Consider the following 20539-nt stretch of genomic DNA (forward strand, 5'->3'; position numbering starts at 1 on the left):
GTACTCAATGGTTTGCCGCGCGGTATGGCGCGCGTCGCCCCAATGCTGGACGAACCCTTGACCGCCCAGAACCCTGAACGGCTGAGGACGCGAGATCCGCGTCTGACCGATTTTGCCAGTCTCTCAAATTACACAAATCGGTCAAAACGACCAATATCGGCACATCAGACTTGGGTCAAGGCCCCGATCGGCTCTGCTGTGAAAAATCAGATTTCTTTGCAAACGCCTGAAACGGAAAGGTTGCTGACGCATCTGCTGATTTGACGGATTTAAGTGGGATTTGACTGGTTTGCCGATGTGGCCTAGCTTGACGCGAGAATTTTTGCGTCCCTGGACGCAAACGGCTTTGTCGTAGTTGTCCGGCGCGGCCGGAATTAACTAAGGTCGGCAATGACTCAAATGGTTACAGGCAGATTCGGTCCATGAGATTTTCGGGGTTTCGGCAGGAAAAGATTCTCGAAATACTGCGCACGAATGAGCGCGCGAGCGTCAATCTGCTCGCCGATCGCCTCGAAGTCAGTCCGGAATCCATCCGACGCGATCTGCGATTACTCGAAATGAATGGCTTTGCCCGGCGCGTCTATGGGGGCGCGGTACTCACGCCGGCCGATGGCGACAAGCCGTTCGGCGAGCGCAACCGGGTCAATGCGCCGGAAAAGAACCTGATTGCCGAAAAGGCCGCCAGCCTGGTCCAGAACGGCATGAAGATCTTCGTCAGTTCGGGCACCACTACCCTGGCCTGCGTGAAGCACCTTCACAAGCATCAGGACCTGACGATTTTCACGAACTCCATCGCGATCGCGGCGCATTTCTTCTCCCACGGCTGGGGCACCAGCGTGCGCGTGCTGGGTGGTCCAATGGTGCCGGAATATCAGGCAACGTTCGGGCATTCCACCATCATGGCGCTGAACGGACACCGGTTCGATCTCGCTTTGATGGGCGCTAGCGCCGTCCACGTCGACCACGGCTTCATGGGCTTCGGCGAGGACGAGGTCGCCCTTCACGACGAGGCAAGGCGTCAGGCCGGCACCACCGTCATGGTGGCCGACCCATCGAAGTTCGGGCGCTTCGGCTCGGTTCGCGCCTTCGGGCTCGGCGACGCCCACCATGTCATCACAACTAAAGGCGTCGGCGAAGAATTCGTCCAGCGCTTCGCCGAACTGGGCGTCGACCTCATCCGCGTTTGAGAGCGCCTCGGCGCCGATAGGACAAGTCGGCACTTTACTCAGGCCCGCATAGATATAGCATTGCGTTTCCTGCTAGCGCGCCTCCCCCGCTCCCTTTCGTGGACCGGCCGTCGCCGGCGGGTTGTGCTTACTTGGATTACATGGGTTCCGCTGCCTTCATGGAAATTGCTCTGTCGCGAAAGGGTTTGGCTCGCCGCATCGGCCCGATGGACGTTCATCGCCTCCGGGCGGCAACGCAAGAACTCCGCTCCCATGTAGCGGATGACCTCACGGTGCCCGACGACTTCTGTCTGGCAATGCCCGACCAACCCGCCTCCTCTGGTGCCGGACCGCAGCTGTGCGGATCGGCACAGGAGATGGAGCCTGGCATCCTCGTCCCGTCGCATCGCGGCGTGGACAGCACCCGCCTGCTTCTCTCGGTCGATGGCCAACATCCGTCGCTCCTGCTCAAAACCATCCAGCCCGACCAGCGCCGCTTCATCGATGCGGCCGCATCCTTCGATGCGCAACGCAAGGCGGCCTGCCTCAACTGCGCGCCCGAAGTCCTTGCCATCGATGCGCGGCGCGCGACCTGCATTATGGAATATCGCAACGGCTGGGCGACCGCCCGTGTCAGCGACCTGAAAAATTTGGACGTCCTCAATGACGTGATCGGCGTCAAACGCAAGATCCACGGTGGACCGCGCTTCACGATCCCGGTGTCGCCGTTCGACCGGATCCGCGCGCTGAAGCAGGAATGCGACCGGGCCGTGGCTCAGGCTCCGGCCGACCTTCCGGTCCTGTTCGAGCAAGTTTTGCGCTTTGAGCGCATGATCGCCGCGTCGGGGGTCGACAGTGTGCCCTCCCATGCCGACGGCATGGCCTCGAACATCCTCATCGCGCCGGATGGTCGGATCGAACTCGTGGATTTTGACGGCGCCGGCAACGTCGACCCTTATTTTGAGATCGGGATCCTGATCAACGAAGTTTTCGAAGACGAGAAGGATTTCCTCCCGGCCCTCGAAATGTTCGAAGGCACGCCCAGGCCGGGAAGTCTCCGTCGCGCGCGTCTCTACGCGATCGCCGACGATCTCGCATGGGGTCTCTGGGGTCTCGTAATGGACGCCACCTCGCAACGCAAAGATGTCGAGTTCTACCGATACGGGTTCTGGCGCTTCATCCGCTGCCGCGCCGCGCTCGGAAGCGTCGATTTCGGCTCGTATGCGAGAATGGTCTGAGAACCCTGTCATGGAACGGAAGTGCGGGGAAGGCCATTCATCCTCCGAGCGACAATTGGAGACAATGCTCTCCATGGTCCCGGCATGGCAGGGCAAGGATATCTATTACCGGCCGATCTTCGGCGGCTTCAGCAATTCCAATTGGCACATCAGGATCGGAGGTGAACGGCAGACCTTCTTCCTGAAGATGCCCGGCCCCGGAACCGAGAAGTTCATCGATCGCAGCGCTTCGCTCGAGGCAGGCAGGCGCGCGCACCTGCTTGGCATCGGGCCCCGCACCTACGATGATCTCAGTGACCGCGGCGTCGAAATCTGCGACTTCGTCGAGCGGTCGCGCCCCTGCACGACGCGCGACTTCCACTCCGCGGAGATCAGGACGCGCACCATCAAGCTGTTCCGCACCTTCAACGATTCCGCCCCGCTCGGCTTGACCAAGACCCTTTTCGACATGATCGAAGAGCATATCATCCAGTTGCGTGAGCTTGGCGGCGTGTTCTCGCACGATTTTCCTGCCATCCATGCGCAGTACCTATCGGCGCGGGCCGCGCTGGAAGCGTCGGGCTTGGATATCGTCCCCTGCTACAACGACCCGGCGCCTGCCAACTTCCTGCTGACGGAGGACGGCAGAATCGTCATCGTTGACCTCGAATACGCGTCGAACAACGACCGATGCTGCGATCTCGCCACCTGGTGCGGGGAAATGGTCCTGAGCGATGCAATGCAAGATGAGGCGATCGAATGTTATTTCGGTCGTGTCGAGGCCAGCATCAGGGCGCGCATGCTTGTCTACCAGATGCTGGGCGACCTGAAATGGTCGCTGTGGTGCATGATCCAGAACATAACCTCGAGCATCGACTTCGACTTCTACAAATATGGCGCCTGGAAGCAGATGCGCCTGCGCTCGACCCTTCGGAACCCGTATTGGGACCGCGCCCTCATGTCTCTGTAAGGGCTGCCACCTCCTGACTCGAGGCTCGGGCGTCTCGCGATGAGCCCTAATTTCGGAGCCCCGCGCAGCTACTTGCACCGTTTCGCCTGTCTCTCGATCCGGTCCGGCTACTGAGACCATCAATGCGTAGGCTGTGCCGTCGGACTGCCAGAAGACGGTCGGCACACCGCCCGTGGCCGTGGTCGGCGCCTGCGCTTCCCATCCATTGGAGCGACGAGTATGGTCCGGCCGACGCTTGGTATCGGTCACGACCAGGCTTTCCTTTCCTTCCAAAGCTGGACTTGGACGCCCACCCAACTGACGGGAGCGCCGGCATGCCAATATTCACAGCTCCGACCCCCCTAAACCAGCGCGCTCGCGGTTTTCGCCAGACAAGCAGGACGACCATAGCGGGCTCGCTGATCGCTGATCGTATGGATCGAAGCAAAGCAGCGTAGGTCCGCGCGGCTAAGACGGGTGAAATGATCGCGCCGGGCACGAGCATGGAAGCGCGATCGACCTTGGAAACAGCAACATGTTGAACGCCAGCGTCGACACGTCCAACAACGTGCCCCGGATCATCCAGGCACCGATGATCTTCTCCGTTTGCGATCAATAGGCGTTTGGAACTGTTGTAGATTTCTTTGAGGCGGATGTCGCGCGTGCGACGCGCCAGAAGTCGGTCAACTTCAGCAGTTACAGCAGGGTCATCCTGCTCGTCGAGGTGCACTCGGTGCGACAAAAATATCGGCCTCTAGAACCGCTTCTCCTAACGGTTCCGTCCGATCATCCGATCGTCGGGTAAGGCATGGATACCGGAGCTATCCTGAAGATTTGATTTCTAACAGGTACCGATTGCCCATTGAGTTGGACGCCCTGCTTGGGCCGAAGGTCCTCGATAGGATGCCTTCCCCTAGGCTCGTCGAAGCTCTGACGGCGTAATGCCTTTGTACTGACGATATACACGGCTGAAATGGCCGGCATTTGGAAACCCGCACCTATAGGCGATATCTCCAATTTGGAGATCGCTCGTTTCCAAAAGCGTTCCTGCATAGTGCAGACGTATCGCGAGATATGCCACCATCGGGCTGGTTTGCACTTCCGTGGCAAATAAACGCTCAAGCTGGCGACGCGAAATCCCAAGCTTAGCTGCCAAGCTTTCTACAGTAATTTTCTCCTGCAGGTTGCTCTCCATCAGAAGTAAGGCTCGCCTTAAATGGCGACTCCTGGCCTTGGAGAAAAGCTCGCCGTTTGGCTGAACGTCCCGGCCTGTTCTGATTCTGTCGAGAATCAGTATTTTTGCAGCCTTCTCAGCAGCTCTATTGTCCACGTGCTTCGACACAAAGTGGCTTGCAAGATCGGCTGCTCCGGCGCCCCCAGCGCAGGTGGCGCGGTTTCCGTCGATCGAGAACAAGGTGTCCGCGTGCGCCCGAACATGCGGGAAAGTGTTCCGAAAATCTTTGATGTGAAACCAGCTCACGCAGGCTCGATAGTTGTCGAGCAGACCATAGTGCGCCAGTACGAAGCTCCCGGTGCATAAAGCCGTCAGAGGCATATCACGCTGTGCGGCCCGTCGGAGAAAGGCCTCCTTTTCGCCGCTGAGGTACTGCGTGCCGCTAAGCAATCCCCCCACAACGACGATATTGTCGTATTCCTGCGGATCGGTGATTTGCCTAGTGGGCAGTAACTCAACGCCGCAACTCGAGCGGATTGGAAGACCCTTCTCTCCAATAATCTGCCAGTCGAACTTCCCACGCCGGCTGCGGTCGTCATCATCGCCGGCGAGGCGCAGTGTGTCGAGGAACAGCGACAGTGGGGAAAGCGTAAAGTTTCGGGCGAGCAGGAAGCCAAAACGCAATACCAATCCTCCTATTCCCCAGGAAGGATGTGGCCGGCGTCGGCGCGCCACGACACCCAGATCGTAGCGCCGGGCATTAAATTCAGTTGCTCCAACTCGTCATGGCTCTTTTGTGCCTTGAGTTCGATGCCATCGACCCCTTCGAGATGGATGACGGCGGTGGCACCGACAAACTCCTCGCCAACCACTGAGGCGCGCATCGCGTTGCTGGTAGCCGGCTGGCGGTTGTTCAACTGCACGCGGTCACCCGACACGACGAACGTCGCCTTGTCACCCTTAGCCAATGCCTTTGCCGGGTTCGGCGCGACGTCAAACTCGCCAGATGGCGTGGCGATCCTGACGGCATCGCTGGTGACCCCGGAGACCTTGCCGGCAAAGACGTTCGATGAGCCCAGGAATTCCGCGACGAACCGTGTGCGCGGAGCCCGGTAGATTTCCTGCGGATTGCCGATCTGTTCGATACGACCACGGCTCATGATGACGACCCGGTCGGCCATCGAAAAAGCCTCGGACTGGCTGTGTGTCACATACACAAAGGTAATGCCTAGTTCCTTCTGCAGGTTCGACAGCACGGTCTGCATGCGAACCTTGAGATGGGCGTCGAGCGCCGATAGCGGCTCGTCGAGCAGCAGGATCCCCGGTTCCGTCACCAGCGAACGGGCTAGCGCCACGCGCTGGCGCTGCCCCCCGGAAAGGTGCGCAACGTTGCGTTGGGCGAATTCTGTGATTTGCATTCGCTCCAGCCATTTGTCGACGCGCCGGGTCCGCTCCGCCTTGCCGACGCCGCGCATTCGCAGACTGAACTCGACGTTCTCGCGCACGGTCAGGAAGGGGAACAGCGCCAGACTCTGCCACACCATTGGCGTGTCGCGACGCCAGGTCGGCAAATCGTTGATGCGTTTGCCAGCCAAGCGGATTTCGCCCTCGGTCGGCGCCTCGAGTCCGGCCAACATCCTGAGCGTCGTCGTCTTGCCGCAGCCACTCGACCCCATGATGGCCAAGAACTCGCCCTTGCGGATATCGAGATCCATGCGTTCGACGGCGACGAAGGCGCCGAACCTTTTGACCACGCCGTCAAAGACGACGAGAGCTTCTTCGGTCATGTCTGGGTCTCCGCTTTGCCGCCACCGATCTGGGCGACGTTGCGTTTCATGAGGAGGAGTTGAGCGAGGACCACCAGGGTCATCGAAGCCAGGAAGACGAAGGTGCCGATGACGTTGATGCGCGGGCTGACCTGGCCCTGCAGGAAGCCGAGAACCTTGACCGGCAGGGTTTCGTGCAGCCCGGATACAAACCAGGCGACGGCAAATTCGTCGAATGACACTGCCATGGTAATGAAGAGTGCGGCGAAGATCGCTGGCCGGCAGAAAGGGACGATCACATGCCGCATGGCCATCCATTCGGAGGCGCCGAGGTTCCACGCCGCCGCTTCCAGCGAGGGATCCATCTGCGACAGGCGCAGGCGGCATATTGCCATGGCGAAGGGAGCGCACATCACGACATGGGCAATGATGACGGAGTGGATTTCACCCGACAGACTGACGTTCGACAGGAACGCCAGCATGGCGAGGCCAAGGATGACCACAGGTATGGTTGGCGGCAGAAGCGCCAGCGCCACATAAAGCGGCTTGCCCAAGAATTTGTAGCGGAAATCGGTATAGGCGGCGCCAAACCCGATCGCAGTTGCCAAGACCGAGACGGTGGCGCCGACGATCAAGGTGTTGCGCAGGCCCTCCCAGACCAGCGGGTCGGCGTAGACAGCCTCGTACCAAATGGTTGAGAAGCCACCAAGCGGCAGCGACGGGAAGCGGTCGACATTGAGCGAAAAGACGAAGCTTGCCGCGATTGGCGCGAAGATGAAGGCGAATGACATGACGATGTAGAGTTTCAGCGCCCAGTCGACCAGCCGGCTGCGGTTCAAGTCATTCATCGTCCGCGCTCCCGGTAGGCGAAGCTCACGGCCGCGAACGCCACCGCAAGCAGCGTCGCAATCATGGTCAGGGCGATGACGGCAGCGCGCGGCCATTGCTGGCCAGACTTGGTCGTATCGGTGATCAGGATCGAGAGCGTTGGGGGATCGCCGCCGCCAAGATAAAGCGGGCTGACGAAATCACCGAAGGTGAGAATGAAGCAGAACAGCGCCGCGATCACCAGCCCGACCCTTGCCGCCGGCACGACGATCTCGAACACGGTGCGCAGCCGCCCGCAGCGCAGATTGTGGGCGGCCTCGATCAGCGTTCTGTCGACAAAGACGAGGCTGAACAATTGCAGAAGCACAACCAACGGGAAGCTCAAGGTCAGGTAACCGATCATGGTGCCGAACGTCGTATTCAGCATCCCGAATGGGCCGACGCCGACATGGGTGAGCAGAGCGTTGATGATGCCATTGTCGGACAGGAATATCTGCCAGGAATAGACGCGCACCAGATAAGAGGTGAAGAATGGTATGACCATCAAGAACACGGCCCAGCGCCGAGCCGTTTCGGACAGCTTGAAGGCGATGCCGTAGGCGCAAGGGAATGCCAGTGCGCTGGTGATAACCGCGGCGGTGGCGGATAGCCATAGCGTGCGGAAATACGCGTTCCAGAAGACGCCACGGCCAAGCATCCCTACCCAGTTGTCCGGATTGAAATCCGGTTCCATACGGAAGTTTTTAACCGTCCAGAAGCTGAGAGCGATCAGAAAGACAAGCGGCGCCAGGAAGAACAGCACCTGCCAGACCAGCATCGGCAGCGAAAATGTCAGGCCGTAAAGTGTAATCGACTTTCGCATTGGCACAGGCCCCGCCCGATTGAACACGGCTCCTCCGTCCGCACGGTGCACGGCGAGGCCTCAAAGGGTGCCGGGCGAGCCTTCGAGCCTCGCCCGGCAGTTTCTGATCGTTACGATCCCTTGTATTCGGACCAGAAGTCGTTCCAGTCTTCTAGGCTCTGCTGAACTGGCAACTGGCGGTATGTGATACGCCCATCGCGGATCATGTCCATGACATTACTCTGGTTGAGCACCATGCCCTGGCGCTTGGCCTCCGCCGGCGTTTCGGTGGCCAAAAGCTCCCAGCCCTTCTTGTTCGGAATGAGGCACGGATAGGCTACCATGTTGGCAGACTTCACCTGGCCCTTGGCCGAGGTGATGTACTGGATCCATTTCTTCGCCAGATCGGCCTTCTGCGAGCCTTTGCCGATCGAGAAGGATTCGGTGAACTGCAGGCCGCCCTCTTCCGGAATGACGGTCCGCACCTTCGCCCCGCCCTTTTCCAGCGCCCCGGTGATCCAGTCGCCGATGCCCGCCATGGCCAGCATCTGTCCGTTCTGAAGCGACGAGAAGGTGCCGCCGTAGTCGAAGAAGCCGCCGATCTGGGGGCGCAGCGATTTCGTTTTATCCTGAACCGCGCTCCACGCCGCGGCGTCAATATCGTACGGCGAGGCGTTGCCCGTGAGCAGGCTGATCTGACCGAGATTGGGCAGGTGCCAATCGAAATGCCCGACCTTGCCCTTCAGCTTCTCGGTCCAAAAGACATTGTAGGTGGAGGCCTCCTTCTCGGTGATCGCTTCGGTGTTGTAGGCCACGCCAAGGAAGCCGAAACGGGTGATGACGGAATAGAGGTCGTCGCCCTGCCAGTGCCCTGGAAAATGCTGGAATTCGGGGAAGAATTCGTCGAACGGGTAGTCGGCGGGATCGAGTTTCTCGATATAGCCGGCCGCGTTGAGCTGCTGCACGTACTCGGCATCCGACAGGATGACATCGAATGTTCCGGGAGGCGATTGGGCGATCAGCCCGAGCATGTTGTCGCCGCCGGTGTAGTATTTGGGCTTGAACTTGACGTTGTTGGCGGCCTCGAACTCGGCGACGACGTCTGGCTCGGCGTGGCCATACCAAGCGAGCATATTGAGTTCGACCGGTTCGGCAAACGCCAACCGGCTGAGGAACGGCATTGCCAAAGCGCCACCACCCAGGATGCTGGCTCCTTTTAGAAGATCGCGGCGCGTGCGCACGCCGGACAAGCTTTTTTTGATTGTCATGGTTGTTCCCCTTGGCTTGTTGTCCAGCAAGGGTAGAAAGGGTTCAGCTATTTGGAAAATTAATTCTTATAATAAATGCATTTGCATCACTTATTGACGGTCCAACTCGATCGGCCGCCGGACCGGGTCGCCGGAGACGCCGGCTTCATCTAGACGCGCGACGATATGATTGACTAGCCTGATACCGGCATCGGACAAGCGCGGGTGCTTATAGAACAGTCCGACACGGATTTCAGCGAGCGCTGGAAACCCGTCCGTTTCGTCAAGAACGCGCATGCCAGGCAGCATCGTGTAGCGAGTGAGCGCGCTGACGCCAAGCCCATTCACCACGGCGTTCTGCAACCCCGCGATGCCGGAGCCCGTGTAGGCCACCCGCCACCGGATTTCTGCAGCATCGAGAGACTGGATCATGCGGGCGCGATAGGCACAACCTTCCGGGTGCGCCGCCAAATGCACCCCAGTTCCCAAATCGAAGCGCGCCCCTTCAGCAGCAGCCCAGATCGGCCGCTCGATCCACGAACGTGACAGGTACTGCGAACGCTCGTTGTTGACCATCGCGACAGCCAGATCGAGTTCGTCGGCGCGCAACCGATCGAGAATGTCGGCGCTCCAGCCGCAATGGATTTCAAGTGAAATCCCCGGATGCTGGCTGGTGTATTCGGTGATGACGCCCTGCAGGAAGGCCACCGCATAGTCATTCGGCAGGCCGATGCGCAACACGCCTGCTATCTTCGACCGGTTGAAATAGGAAGCGGCTTGATCGTTGAGCCGCAGCATCTCGCGAGCATAGCTCAGCAGCATCTCCCCCTCACTGGTCAGGAGCAGTGTGCGTCCCACCTGTTTGATTAGGGGGGCGCCGACCAGTTCCTCAAGCCGGCGGATCTGCAGAGAGATGGCCGGCTGGGTACGTCCAAGCGCGTCACCCGCCTTGGTATAGGCGCCAAGATCGATTACCGACACGAAGGTCCGCAGGAGGTCGGTCTGGAAGTTGATTATGTTGCGCATGGATTTATATTTCTCATACGTGGATCACGAATATAAATTTTCCATATCACGCTTGTCCCCACTAATCATCAGTCTGGATGGCCGAAATTGGGAGGATTGTATGTCGGATGCCACTGTTTTTGCGGCCGAACTGCCTTGGCCCGATTATGACAAAACGGTTCGCGGCGGCTCGGTGCCCATCCTCCTGCCGGTCGGCTCGATGGAGCAGCATGGCCATCACATGCCCATGCATGTCGACGTGCTGTTGCCCGTCGAATTCTCCCGACGCGTCGCCGGGAAAATCGGCGCACTGGTCGCGCCGCCCTTCACTTATGGCTACAAGTCGCATCAGAAGTCTGGCGGCGGCAATCACCTGCCGGGCACGACCAGCCTGGATGGAGCGACGCTGGTCGCAGCACTCCGCGACGTCATCAAGGAGTTCGCCCGCCACGGCGTACGCAAAATCTGTTTGATGAACGGTCATTTCGAGAACTCGTGGTTCATCGTCGAGGGCATCGATCTGGCCCTGCGCGAACTCGGCTGGGGGGGCATTGGCGATATGAAGATCGTCGTGCTGTCCTATTGGGATTTCGTCGATAAGGCGACCATCGCACGCCTTTATCCAGACGGGTTCGCCGGCTGGGACCTCGAGCATGGCGGCGTGCTTGAAACATCGCTGATGCTGGCGCTCTACCCGAACTTCGTTCATCTTGAGCGCGCCGTTGATCATAAACCGGCGAGCTTCCCGCCTTATGATGTCTACCCGCCCAAGCCTGAATGGACACCGCCGAGCGGCACACTGTCATCACCCAAGGAGGCGTCGAAGGCGAAGGGCGACATCCTGCTCGATGTTTGTGTAAGCGGCATCGTCAAGGCGCTGGAGGTCGAATTTCCGCGCTGAGGCGCCGTCGTGCGCACACTATGTGGAATGTACCGACAGAATTTCTGCCTTCCGACTTGTACATGGAGGCTGGAGGCCGGATGCGTTTGCGAGCGGCTGCCAGATGGTTGTGGCAGATGATCGTCGGCTATCCACAGCGCGGTGTTACAATTGAAATATGACGAAATGCCTGTCAGGTTTGCCGGCCAGGCGAAAACAGCTGCGCTTGGTGAAAGCACGGATGGCGATGGTCCGTGTCGACGTCAGTAGAAGCGACCGATACGTCGCAGACATGGCGATTGGCACGGACTCCATTTCCGTGCCTCTGTCCCTGTCAAAAAGCGAAGGTGCGCGCATATTTTGCGGCCGAAGAGAGCGCGCAGCCTATCGCAAACGCAGGAGATCACTCTGAATCTTGCCGAAACGCGTACAGATGTATGGGCGGACAGGCACCATGCCGGTCGGGCACAGCGGCTAGAAGCGCCTGTCCCAACATGAGCCGATCATTGAGAACGACAAGGTGATTACTCAGAGATCATCGATGCTATTGGTTGGACGCGCGACACTTCTTCATGGACTGCACATCACTCGCGTCTCGCGCAGTTTTCTTAATCCCTGTTCCAGACTGAGGCACCACCAGACGAGTTGCGCCATGAAGGTACCAGGTAAGCCAGTCCGCCCGCTCCATCAGTACGGAAATGGCCAATTAGGCGGTGCCTGCGATATCTCCTCGCCGATATATTCAGGTGCACTCAAGCCAGAATCACTGCGCGTCACAAGGGTGTCTGACGTGAACACGCTTATCAGATAGATGGCAGATTCGTGGACGAGACCGTAAACGGGTGACGCTGAGTATGGGTCGGGCCGATTTGACCGGCCCGACACCCCACGATGCCACTCGTGCGGGATATAAAACACTTGGTCAGCCGCCGACGATGTTGTGCTCCGGGCCGAAAGGAAAGCCGGTGATGTTTTCCGCTCCGCTCTCCTTCACGAACAGGATGTCGTGTTCGCGATAGCCGCCGGCACCTGGCATGCCTTCCGGCAGCATCACCATCGGTTCCATCGAGACGACCATGCCGGGTTGCAGCACCGTATCTATATCCTCCCGCAATTCGACTCCGGCTTCGCGGCCATAATAATGGCAGAGCACACCGAAGGAATGACCGTAGCCGAAGGAGCGATACTTCAGCAGATCCCATCCCCGGTACATATCGTTGAGCTCGATCGCGATGTCCTTGCAGCGTGCGCCGGGCTTGATCAGTTCGAGTCCGCGGCGGTGGACGGCGACGTTCTTCTGCCAGATATCGAGACTGGCGTCGTCGACATGATCGCAAAACAGCGTGCGTTCGAGCGCCGTGTAATAGCCGAAGATCATCGGGAACGTGTTGAGCGAAAGGATGTCGCCGGACTGCACGAGACGGTTGGTGACGGGATTATGGGCGCCGTCGGTGTTGATCCCCGACTGAAACCAGGTCCAGGTGTCCATCAACTCGACATAAGGATGGGATTTCGCGATCTCACGGATCATGGCGCTGGTTGTCGCGATTGCCACCTCGTGCTCAGGCACGCCGGCCTTCACGGCAGCCACGCAGGCAGCACCGCCGACGTCGCAGACCCGTGCCCCCTCCCGGATCAGCTTTTGCTCTTCCAGCGACTTGATGGAGCGCATCCACATCGACGGCTGAGCAACATCGACGAATTCGACGCCTGGCAGTGCCTCCTCAACTTGACGGCGGAAGTCGAGGTTGACGTGGTCGAACTCGATACCGATGCGCTTGGCGCCCGCAGTGAGTTGGCGCACTGCACGATAGAAATTGTCGCGGCGCCAGTCGGTGTAGGTGATGTTATCCCCAAAGCTGCGGCGGTATGGTTGGCCGCCGTCGATACCGGCAGAAATCGTGGTTGCCTTGTGGTGGTCGATTACCATGCCGTATTTGCGGCCGAAGTAGCAGTAGAGCCAGCCGGAATAATAGTTGATGCAATGGTATGATGTGAACAGCGTCGCATCTACATTGTGCTCGACCATCCAGAGGCGAATATCGTTCTGGCGCCGTTTCATTTCAGCTTCAGAGAACGGAGAATACTCCTTCTCGCCATTATGCCATGCCGTCACGTGTAACATGTCTTCAGTCATCGTGCTTTTTCCCTGCGAGGTTGATGCAGGAAGCTACGATCAAGAGGGCGTATCACGAAAATTTATTCACCTGATGGCTGCATTTTGAAAAATTATGGGATCACCAACCGCCTCAGGTATCCCCTCATATTCCACGTCTCATTTCTTGAGCGAGAGCCGACACCTTACAGTCCGCACCAAACCTGAAAGCTCATTTTGAGATGATGAACGTCTACGTCGTCGGGCGAGCCATGCCACGTTCACTGGCGCTCCTCCAAAAGACTCGGGGCATCCCCTCGCCCAGAATGATTTGAGCTTGGACCGACGTAGTGGTCGCCCAACTGAGAGGCGGAAGTTCCGGAGCCGGTAGATTGCTCACGGGAAGGTGATCAAGATACATCGTATTCCGATATTTTGCGCGAAACGATCGCCGATTTCGGGCGTTCGGAGACCATCACGGTTCTTTACGAGTTGGAAGAAAGACATGACTGTTGCCCATCATCACGCCAAAGCAGAAATCCGCAAAAGTCGGCGCGGCGTTTGGCTGTCTCCGGATCCAGTCGGCAGCATGGTGGTGCTATGGCGATTAACGATCCTATAGGCGATCCGACAACACTTTGTAGCGGCCCTCGCCGACAATGTCGGCGCGGATAACATTCTCGACCTGAACGTATCGCAACCGCCATAGGCGCGGTGGCGAGATCGGCCCGAATGACACTAAGCAGGCACGTCATGTGGAGTTCAAGCGTGAATCGCGGAATAGCAATTACCCTGGTCGTCGTTGTCGCGGGAATCGCAGCATTTGTCGTCCTCCGGGGTGGTAGATCCACGGCTGGAGGTTCGGGTGGAGAAACGCCACACGCACTCGATCGTCGGCCCTAGCGTGGAATTCGTCGAACCGTCGCTAGGGCCTTCATCAGGTCGCGTTTCGATGCGGAAACGACAAACTCACACTTGATCAGGAGAGTGCGCGATGTATCGGCTCATGCTGTCAGCAATCATCGTTGTCGTAGGAGCTGTCCTCGTCGTCGGGGGCCTCTGGTTGGCGGTCTTGGGCGGTAGCTGGTTCTATTTGGTGCTGGGTGCGATGCTCACCGCATCCGGGATTCTGATGGGGCGTCACAACCCAACTGGGGTGGGGCTCTACGCCTTGGCGACACTGGTCACACTCTGCTGGGCGTTGTGGGAAGTCGGCTTCAACTGGTGGGCCTTGGCGCCTCGGGGCGGGCTGTTGCTGGTCATAGGGGTTTTGGTGCTCCTGCCAGCCATCATAAACAAGCTCAACCGTTCTGAACGGGTGGCGACAGGTTCCGATCGTGCTCGCCCAGGTTTCGATTTCAACAATGCCGCTTTGACGGCGGTGATCGTGTTGGCGGCTGCTGCAGGCATCTATTCAATGTTTCAGGATCCAGAGGACGTGGCGGGGACTTTCGATCAGGAGCGCATGGCTGCGGTGGCGTCTTCAGACGACGGTACCCCGCCCGGACAATGGGTCGCCTATGGACGTAACTCCATGGGCCAGCGCTATTCGCCCCTAGCCCAGATCACGCCCCAAAACATCGGCAAACTGCAGGTGGCGTGGACATTCAAGACGGGGCAAATCCGCGGGCCTAATGACCCGCAGGAAACGACCTATGAGGTCACTCCGCTCATGGTGAACGACACGGTATACATCTGCACCCCCTTCAGCACTGTGATAGCGCTCGACCCAGTTACTGGCAAAGAGAAATGGCGGTTTGATCCCAAGCTAAAAGAGCCACCTCAGGCCACTACTCAACACATGACCTGCCGAGGCGTCGCGTACGAGGAGGTCACGCCGGCCGACCTGCCCCCGAACGTTTCACTCGCGCCGGAGGTTGCCGGGGCGCCCGCACATGCTGGCGCCGATCTCCAGCAGAGCGTCGATGAAATCACAACGCAGGCCGCCGGGGTGCCGCAAAATGTGGTTACTGGACAGGCACAGCCTGGGGCTCCCAACCCGGTCGTCAATCGCGACCAGCCGCCAGCCAGCGTGAGCATCACCCGCGAATGCATGAAGCGGCTTTTCGTGCCCACATCGGACGGCAGGCTCATCTCGATCAGCGCCGAGACCGGTAAGATCTGTCCGGGCTTTGGCGGCGCTGACGGGACCGTCAATCTGTGGGCCAACATGCCCAACGTGACGCCGGGTTCTTTCTATTCGACGTCGCCTCCCGTCATCACTCACGATCTGGTCGTCGTTGCCGGAGCGGTCAATGACAACGTGGCGACCACTTCTCCATCTGGAGTGATCAGAGCCTTCAACGCCTATACAGGCTCGCTTGTCTGGAATTTCGACAGCAAGAATCCAGATGCCACCGCTCCTATTCCCAATGGTCAGACCTATTCCAACAATGCTCCGAATTCATGGAGTGTCGCCAGCTACGACCCCAAGCTGGGACTGATTTATTTTCCGATGGGCAACGAGTCCCCGGACCAATTTGGCGCCAAGCGCGGACCCGAAACCGAGCGGTTTTCGTCTTCGATCCTGGCGCTGCATGCGGACACGGGTAAGGTGGCCTGGGTCTTCCAGACCGTCCATCATGACCTTTGGGACTACGACGTGCCGGCTCAGCCGAGCCTGGTCGATCTCACCGTGGGCGGACAGGACGTCCCGGCTCTGGTTGCGCCGACCAAGCAGGGCGAAATATTTGTTCTGAACCGCCTCACCGGAAAACCCCTTCTGCCCGTCCAGGAAGAGCCCGCCCCGCAAGGCGCTGTCGACGGAGATCACACCTCGCCAACCCAGCCCCACTCGGCGGTATCATTCCGGCCTAAGCCGTTGACCGGAGCGGACATGTGGGGCGCCACAATAGTAGATCAGCTCTACTGCCGCATCCGCTTTCGTCAGCTGCGGTATGATGGGGTATTTACGCCGCCATCCATGCAGGGCAGCATCGTATATCCAGGAAATTTCGGTGTCTTCAATTGGGGCGCGATCGCGGTTGATCCGCAACGAGATATTGCCTTTGCCATGCCGGTCTATCTGGCGTTCACGTCCCAGCTTCTACCCAGGCCGGACAACACAGCTCGTGTGGTGAGCAAGAAGAATGCGCCTGTGTTCAATGAAAATTTTGGCGCCCCCTACGCGGCCAAGATGGGCCCATTCTACTCGTTTCTGGATCTGCCATGCCAGCAGCCCCCTTGGGGATATGTCGCTGGGGTGGATCTGCGGACAGGCAAGACCGTATACCGCCATGTCAACGGCACGGTCCGGGACCTGTCGCCCATACCGCTCCCGTTCGAGATGGGAGTGCCAGGGATTGGTGGACCGATCATCACCGGGGGCGGTGTCGCGTTCCTGAGCGGGACGATGGACAACTACGTTCGCGGCTACGATCTTCGCACAGGACGCGAGATTTGGCGCCAGCGGCTGCCGGCGGGTGGGCAAGCAACACCGTCCACCTACCAGGCTACTGACGGTCGGCAGTATCTTGTCGTTGTAGCCGGAGGTCATGGGTCTACTGGCACCAAAGCAGGAGATTCGGTAATCGCCTACGCGCTGCCTCGCTAGAGCTTGGCTCAATGAGGCTAAACAGTGCGTTTTCAGAGCTAATCGGGCGAGCCGTATGCATATCAGTTACGGTGGGCGTCGAACCTCGTCGGCAGCACGGTTGCCCAAATCGCCGATCGACGCTCTCGATCCGATTGCGCGGTGTATCAGATTGAGTTTAAGCAGGCCACCGCCCACGTGAGGACAAAGGTTTTGAGAGGATCCGATGTCTCGCACGAGAGAGCGGGATGTTATGAGCCGGTTAGGGAGCTTTCCCCCGTTCGCAGTCGTGCAACGGAGGTGCATGACGCGTTGATCGGAAAGCGCCGAGGCGACATGACGGACGAGAGTGGTTTCGCGCGCTGTGCAATCTATGATCCGCTCCCGCCATAAGAGGATTGCATGGCCTAATCTGTTATCCGGGCTGGGTTCGGCCGCACTGGCACGCACACTTTGATTTTGGCGCTTGAGATGCTCGGTTCGGGCGGTGCCATCGCATGGAGGACGTCAACTCTAACCCCGAGCACCGCGACCTGATGCGCGCCGCCGAGCGCGGCGATTCGGTGGACTGGGGCGTCGTCTACGCCGGTTAGAAGGCGGCAGTCGACTGGCCGACGGCCTATTTCTGGCGCGAACTCGCCGAGTATTCCCCGACGCCAAGCTCATCCTCACCGTCGCCGAGGATTGGTCGGGGCCTCAACTAGGCTAGCGTGCGATCCAGGCGACCAGATGTTCCTCACGCTTTGAGGTCATTGGAAGCCAGCGGCTGGCTGTTGCGCGTGGCGCTGGCATTCCATCGCCCGAAACCGGACAGGTCGAGAACCGCCTAAGAGCGACCGCGCCGACATCGCGCGACGGAAACGCCGGCCAAGCGACCGAGGAGATCGTCGTCGTGGACGGCGGCGCAGCGGCTGAAACGCTGCGGCGAGATCAGTACCGGGGCAGTATAAGATCAGCGATGGCCAATCTCGATCCGTTGATCGGCCGAATCTCTCCACGGACTGCCTCCCCAAGCACGGACATCATGCGTTGGTGGCCCTCGGAAGGGGCCATGTTCGGGAAGTCCGACCGGCCCGATCCTTGAGAACGAAGCCGAATGGCTGACCTCCCAGCCAAAGACCGGTTTCAAGCCGTTCGCGTTCGTCGGTCTCGGATGGCGGGGAGTGTGGGCTCCCCATTTGCGAGATTTTACGCAACCAACTTGGTTTGCCAGCATTAATCTGGAAAGCACCGGAGGTGCCCCATGCTGCATTACAGTGTGCCTCGGGAGTTTGAGATTGGCGACGAGGTCGCGTTGACCTCTACCGTCATCACGGTTCTCCCTAGCGGACGCGCCAGAGTAAGCATTCCGTCCTACGACCCTCCTTATTCGGTGGATGCACCACCTAAAGCCCGAGCTGGGGATAAACTTGTTCTTGTTGGAGACATCATCCGCATCGATCGCGAAGCCAATAAGCTGACGGTGCGGATTGACTGCGGCGGGGTGATAACCATCGACAAGTCGGCCATCGCTAGGGTAAGAAAGCACCGTCAGGGTTCGCGGCCTGACGAGGAAAGAACATCATTGTGATCGCGGCTTGCGAACCAATTTGACGGTCGCGTTTCGGCCTTTCGAAGAAACCGTCCGATGCCGGCTATCCTCGTCACGTTCACGGTGCGCTGTCTGCTTGTCGGGCTATTCTTGCCGTTGAGCGCGCTGGACAAAGTGCTGAATTTCGACCAGGCGATTGGCCAGGCCTCCCTGGTCGCGCATTCGCGACGGTGATGATCGCGGGCGGATTCTGTATCGAAGTCTTCATGTCCCTGGCGATCCTGGGCGGCGTTGCCGACCCGCCTCGCGGCCCTGATCCTGGCGGGCTATTGCCTCGTGACGGCGCTGCTTTGGAAACAGTTCTGGCGCCGGCCGGATTTCCGCCTGAAAGGCAGGAGCGAGGCCCGGGACGTGTTCTGGGATTTCCTCAAGAACCTCGCTCTTGCCGGCGGCTTTTGTCGCCAGAAGTTCGTCGTCCGGCGCTTGCTGTTTGGGCTCATGCTGCATTGGAGCACCTGTACATCCTCTGGCGTCGCCAGTCCTGCGAGTCGTGTTCGAGACTTTCATGAAGTGCTGTTGAAGGCGGTGCGAGACGTGACAGGGGCGGAAGTTCCGTTCATCCGGTGGAACACCACGGGTCCGGTGAATTAGGCCCGGCTTATGGACTCAACGACGCAAACGTCGCATTCTTCCGTTTGGGAGTGAGGGGCGTGGGCAAAGTCCAGCGGCGTCATGAAGGGGCAGACCAGGCTAACCGCTGGCGCAAAAGTGCCACCAAGCGGAGGCGCGGCTTTTGGCGGCTGGAGTATCTATTCGCATTGATCTTGGTGCCAGTGGCCGTGGTGCTATCGCAGAACCCTGGCATCATCGGCGCGGCTCCTAGCCTAATGCAACTGGCGGCTGACGCGGCTCCTAGCACGTCGCTCTTTTCCATTGGATGCAACATCAAGGGAAATGTCAGCATCGACACTGGGGAACGTATCTATCACGTCCCCGGCCAGAAATATTATTCACAGACGATCATCAGGCCGGAATACGGAGAGCGGTGGTTTTGCTCTGAAGCGGAAGCCCGCGCCGCAGGCTGGCGGAAATCTAGACGGTAGCCATTCCCCTACGGCTGGGTAGCCGCCTTCTTCGTCGCCAGAAGCGGGAGGCGCCTTGTCGGTGCAGGTTTCACGGGCTCTTTCGCTTCAACCTTGTTTTGCCTGGCACGGTATTGAAGCATCTCGGCAATAACCGCTCTTGCGATGCGCTTGAAGTCATCGGACTTCTCGGAGTCCTCAACCAGCTTCTTGAAATCCGCGATAACTCCCGCCTCGTTCAAAATGTGCCGTGGGAAGATTAAGGCCTTTTTCGCCTTTGCCATTTTCGCGACCTCTCCTTTTGGGAAAAGAGAGCGTATCAGGACTTGCTAATGAAACGCAAACGGCCCGCCTTTGGGGAGGGCGAGCCGTGTATGAAGTTCTATCGCCGCAATCCTATTCACATTTGAAGGATCCGCCTGAAAAGGTATTGCAAAGTTTGTCGCAACATTCGTCATCGCTCGAGCACTTTGCGCCAACAGGCTTGCAAAGAAGTTCTGATTTGGTGGCTTTCGACATGTTGTCTCCGGATTGCGGTAGGCTTTTCTTGCAAGCGCATCCGACCAAAGAGAGACCGATAACGAGCGCGCATAAGACATATTTGATTATATGCACGTTTATCCCCTCCTCCATTATAATCCCACTTAAAATGGCAGTGCGACGACTTTAATACAAACAAAGAACGATGAATAGGTGGGCCGCACCCTAACTCATCCGTCTCCAAATGCGGGCCTGCCAACTAGTTTCAGGTCAGGAGTGCCTACCCCGTCAGCCGGGTCTGTCAAATATTGATCACCAACGGGACCGTCATCATGACCAATCCTTGCAAACACGAAAGATCGCCGAACTAGCGTCGCCTGCGGAGGCATTTGCTTCCGTCGAGGTCGCCGTCTCTTCGCTGATACCAGGAACATCGATGGTCTTGCAATGGCGCGGCAAGCCGGCCGTCGTGCGCCACCGCACCAGGCAGGAAATTGAAGGCGCCGGAGAACATGGCGATCCCGGTGTTCCATTTCATTTCCGATACCAAGATTCGTATCGACTGAGAGAAGGGACAGTTCAATGAGCGAGGGACATTCCACCTACAAGCCCCAGACCGGTATCGGCCGCTGGTTCGACACGCGCCTGCCACTGCCACGGCTGGAGCATACTTCGTTCGAAATAGGCCACCTCGTCTCGAATTCCCTTGCACAGCGGAGCCGGTCCATAGATGCGGTGCATGATCG

General features: G+C 58.9%; 16 protein-coding genes. 8 read left to right on the forward strand and 8 right to left on the reverse strand.

Features of this window, described 5'->3' with window-relative positions; all coding sequences use genetic code 11:
* Window positions 1-422: 422 nt before the first annotated feature.
* The 3 genes from A9K65_RS21860 to A9K65_RS21870 all read left to right on the forward strand — a co-directional run bounded on the left by A9K65_RS21860 (window position 423) and on the right by A9K65_RS21870 (window position 3353).
* Window positions 423-1187 carry a DeoR/GlpR family DNA-binding transcription regulator gene (locus A9K65_RS21860; RefSeq protein WP_064994902.1) on the forward strand — a complete coding sequence of 255 codons (765 nt, stop codon included), beginning with the start codon at window positions 423-425 and terminating at the stop codon, window positions 1185-1187.
* A 140-nt stretch (window positions 1188-1327) separates the two neighbouring features.
* Window positions 1328-2404 (forward strand): phosphotransferase, encoded by a 1077-nt coding sequence (locus A9K65_RS21865; protein WP_064994901.1) that lies wholly within the window; start codon window positions 1328-1330, stop codon window positions 2402-2404.
* Window positions 2405-2468: 64 nt separating this feature from the next.
* Window positions 2469-3353, forward strand: a complete 885-nt coding sequence (locus A9K65_RS21870; protein WP_245321872.1) for a choline kinase family protein — start codon at window positions 2469-2471, stop codon at window positions 3351-3353.
* Between the two features lie 892 nt (window positions 3354-4245).
* On the opposite strand, the gene A9K65_RS21875 is transcribed toward A9K65_RS21870, so the two are convergent.
* From A9K65_RS21875 to A9K65_RS21900, 6 genes are all read right to left on the reverse strand, one after another.
* Entirely contained in the window at window positions 4246-5190 is a 945-nt protein-coding gene (locus A9K65_RS21875) for a GlxA family transcriptional regulator (RefSeq protein WP_224674368.1), read from the reverse strand.
* An 11-nt stretch (window positions 5191-5201) separates the two neighbouring features.
* Window positions 5202-6221: an ABC transporter ATP-binding protein gene (locus A9K65_RS21880; protein WP_245321874.1), complete on the reverse strand. Its 1020-nt coding sequence runs from the start codon at window positions 6219-6221 to the stop codon at window positions 5202-5204.
* Between the two features lie 68 nt (window positions 6222-6289).
* Window positions 6290-7120, reverse strand: a complete 831-nt coding sequence (locus A9K65_RS21885; protein WP_084016098.1) for an ABC transporter permease — start codon at window positions 7118-7120, stop codon at window positions 6290-6292.
* Complete coding sequence (locus tag A9K65_RS21890; RefSeq protein ID WP_064994897.1) at window positions 7117-7962, reverse strand: ABC transporter permease; 846 nt, start codon at window positions 7960-7962, stop codon at window positions 7117-7119. Before A9K65_RS21890 ends, A9K65_RS21885 begins: the two co-directional genes overlap by 4 nt.
* A gap of 110 nt (window positions 7963-8072) precedes the next feature.
* A complete protein-coding gene (locus A9K65_RS21895; protein ID WP_064994896.1) occupies window positions 8073-9209 on the reverse strand; it encodes a spermidine/putrescine ABC transporter substrate-binding protein in 1137 nt (378 codons plus the stop codon).
* A gap of 90 nt (window positions 9210-9299) precedes the next feature.
* A complete protein-coding gene (locus tag A9K65_RS21900; protein WP_064994895.1) occupies window positions 9300-10214 on the reverse strand; it encodes a LysR substrate-binding domain-containing protein in 915 nt (304 codons plus the stop codon).
* 100 nt (window positions 10215-10314) lie between these two features.
* On the opposite strand from A9K65_RS21900, the gene A9K65_RS21905 reads away from it, so the two are divergent.
* A complete protein-coding gene (locus A9K65_RS21905) occupies window positions 10315-11094 on the forward strand; it encodes a creatininase (RefSeq protein ID WP_064994894.1) in 780 nt (259 codons plus the stop codon).
* Window positions 11095-11995: 901 nt separating this feature from the next.
* On the opposite strand, the gene A9K65_RS21915 is transcribed toward A9K65_RS21905, so the two are convergent.
* Entirely contained in the window at window positions 11996-13210 is a 1215-nt protein-coding gene (locus A9K65_RS21915) for a M24 family metallopeptidase (protein ID WP_064994893.1), read from the reverse strand.
* Between the two features lie 952 nt (window positions 13211-14162).
* Between A9K65_RS21915 and A9K65_RS21920 the strand changes: the two genes are divergently transcribed.
* The 4 genes from A9K65_RS21920 to A9K65_RS36640 all read left to right on the forward strand — a co-directional run bounded on the left by A9K65_RS21920 (window position 14163) and on the right by A9K65_RS36640 (window position 19334).
* A complete protein-coding gene (locus tag A9K65_RS21920) occupies window positions 14163-16721 on the forward strand; it encodes a membrane-bound PQQ-dependent dehydrogenase, glucose/quinate/shikimate family (protein WP_064994892.1) in 2559 nt (852 codons plus the stop codon).
* 1222 nt (window positions 16722-17943) lie between these two features.
* Window positions 17944-18270 carry a preprotein translocase subunit YajC gene (locus A9K65_RS21930; protein ID WP_064994891.1) on the forward strand — a complete coding sequence of 109 codons (327 nt, stop codon included), beginning with the start codon at window positions 17944-17946 and terminating at the stop codon, window positions 18268-18270.
* 252 nt (window positions 18271-18522) lie between these two features.
* Entirely contained in the window at window positions 18523-18882 is a 360-nt protein-coding gene (locus tag A9K65_RS35280; RefSeq protein ID WP_064994890.1) for a hypothetical protein, read from the forward strand.
* Between the two features lie 236 nt (window positions 18883-19118).
* Window positions 19119-19334: a hypothetical protein gene (locus tag A9K65_RS36640; protein ID WP_348629607.1), complete on the forward strand. Its 216-nt coding sequence runs from the start codon at window positions 19119-19121 to the stop codon at window positions 19332-19334.
* Window positions 19335-19342: 8 nt separating this feature from the next.
* Here the strand turns inward: A9K65_RS36640 and A9K65_RS21945 are convergent, their stop codons facing one another.
* Entirely contained in the window at window positions 19343-19597 is a 255-nt protein-coding gene (locus A9K65_RS21945) for a hypothetical protein (RefSeq protein WP_064994889.1), read from the reverse strand.
* Window positions 19598-20539: the final 942 nt, after the last annotated feature.

The sequence above is a fragment of the Mesorhizobium sp. WSM1497 genome (assembly GCF_001672455.2).
GTDB classification, from domain to species: domain Bacteria; phylum Pseudomonadota; class Alphaproteobacteria; order Rhizobiales; family Rhizobiaceae; genus Mesorhizobium; species Mesorhizobium ciceri.

Excerpts from the sequence above, each read along its gene's own strand:
- A9K65_RS21860 (WP_064994902.1), top strand. The coding sequence starts at position 423 with ATGAGATTTTCGGGGTTTCGGCAGGAAAAGATTCTCGAAATACTGCGC.
- A9K65_RS21865 (WP_064994901.1), top strand. The coding sequence starts at position 1,328 with ATGGGTTCCGCTGCCTTCATGGAAATTGCTCTGTCGCGAAAGGGTTTG.
- A9K65_RS21870 (WP_245321872.1), top strand. The coding sequence starts at position 2,469 with ATGCTCTCCATGGTCCCGGCATGGCAGGGCAAGGATATCTATTACCGG.
- A9K65_RS21880 (WP_245321874.1), bottom strand. The coding sequence starts at position 6,221 with ATGGATCTCGATATCCGCAAGGGCGAGTTCTTGGCCATCATGGGGTCG.
- A9K65_RS21885 (WP_084016098.1), bottom strand. The coding sequence starts at position 7,120 with ATGAATGACTTGAACCGCAGCCGGCTGGTCGACTGGGCGCTGAAACTC.
- A9K65_RS21890 (WP_064994897.1), bottom strand. The coding sequence starts at position 7,962 with ATGCGAAAGTCGATTACACTTTACGGCCTGACATTTTCGCTGCCGATG.
- A9K65_RS21895 (WP_064994896.1), bottom strand. The coding sequence starts at position 9,209 with ATGACAATCAAAAAAAGCTTGTCCGGCGTGCGCACGCGCCGCGATCTT.
- A9K65_RS21900 (WP_064994895.1), bottom strand. The coding sequence starts at position 10,214 with ATGCGCAACATAATCAACTTCCAGACCGACCTCCTGCGGACCTTCGTG.
- A9K65_RS21905 (WP_064994894.1), top strand. The coding sequence starts at position 10,315 with ATGTCGGATGCCACTGTTTTTGCGGCCGAACTGCCTTGGCCCGATTAT.
- A9K65_RS21915 (WP_064994893.1), bottom strand. The coding sequence starts at position 13,210 with ATGACTGAAGACATGTTACACGTGACGGCATGGCATAATGGCGAGAAG.
- A9K65_RS21920 (WP_064994892.1), top strand. The coding sequence starts at position 14,163 with ATGTATCGGCTCATGCTGTCAGCAATCATCGTTGTCGTAGGAGCTGTC.
- A9K65_RS21930 (WP_064994891.1), top strand. The coding sequence starts at position 17,944 with ATGCTGCATTACAGTGTGCCTCGGGAGTTTGAGATTGGCGACGAGGTC.
- A9K65_RS36640 (WP_348629607.1), top strand. The coding sequence starts at position 19,119 with ATGCAACTGGCGGCTGACGCGGCTCCTAGCACGTCGCTCTTTTCCATT.
- A9K65_RS21945 (WP_064994889.1), bottom strand. The coding sequence starts at position 19,597 with ATGGCAAAGGCGAAAAAGGCCTTAATCTTCCCACGGCACATTTTGAAC.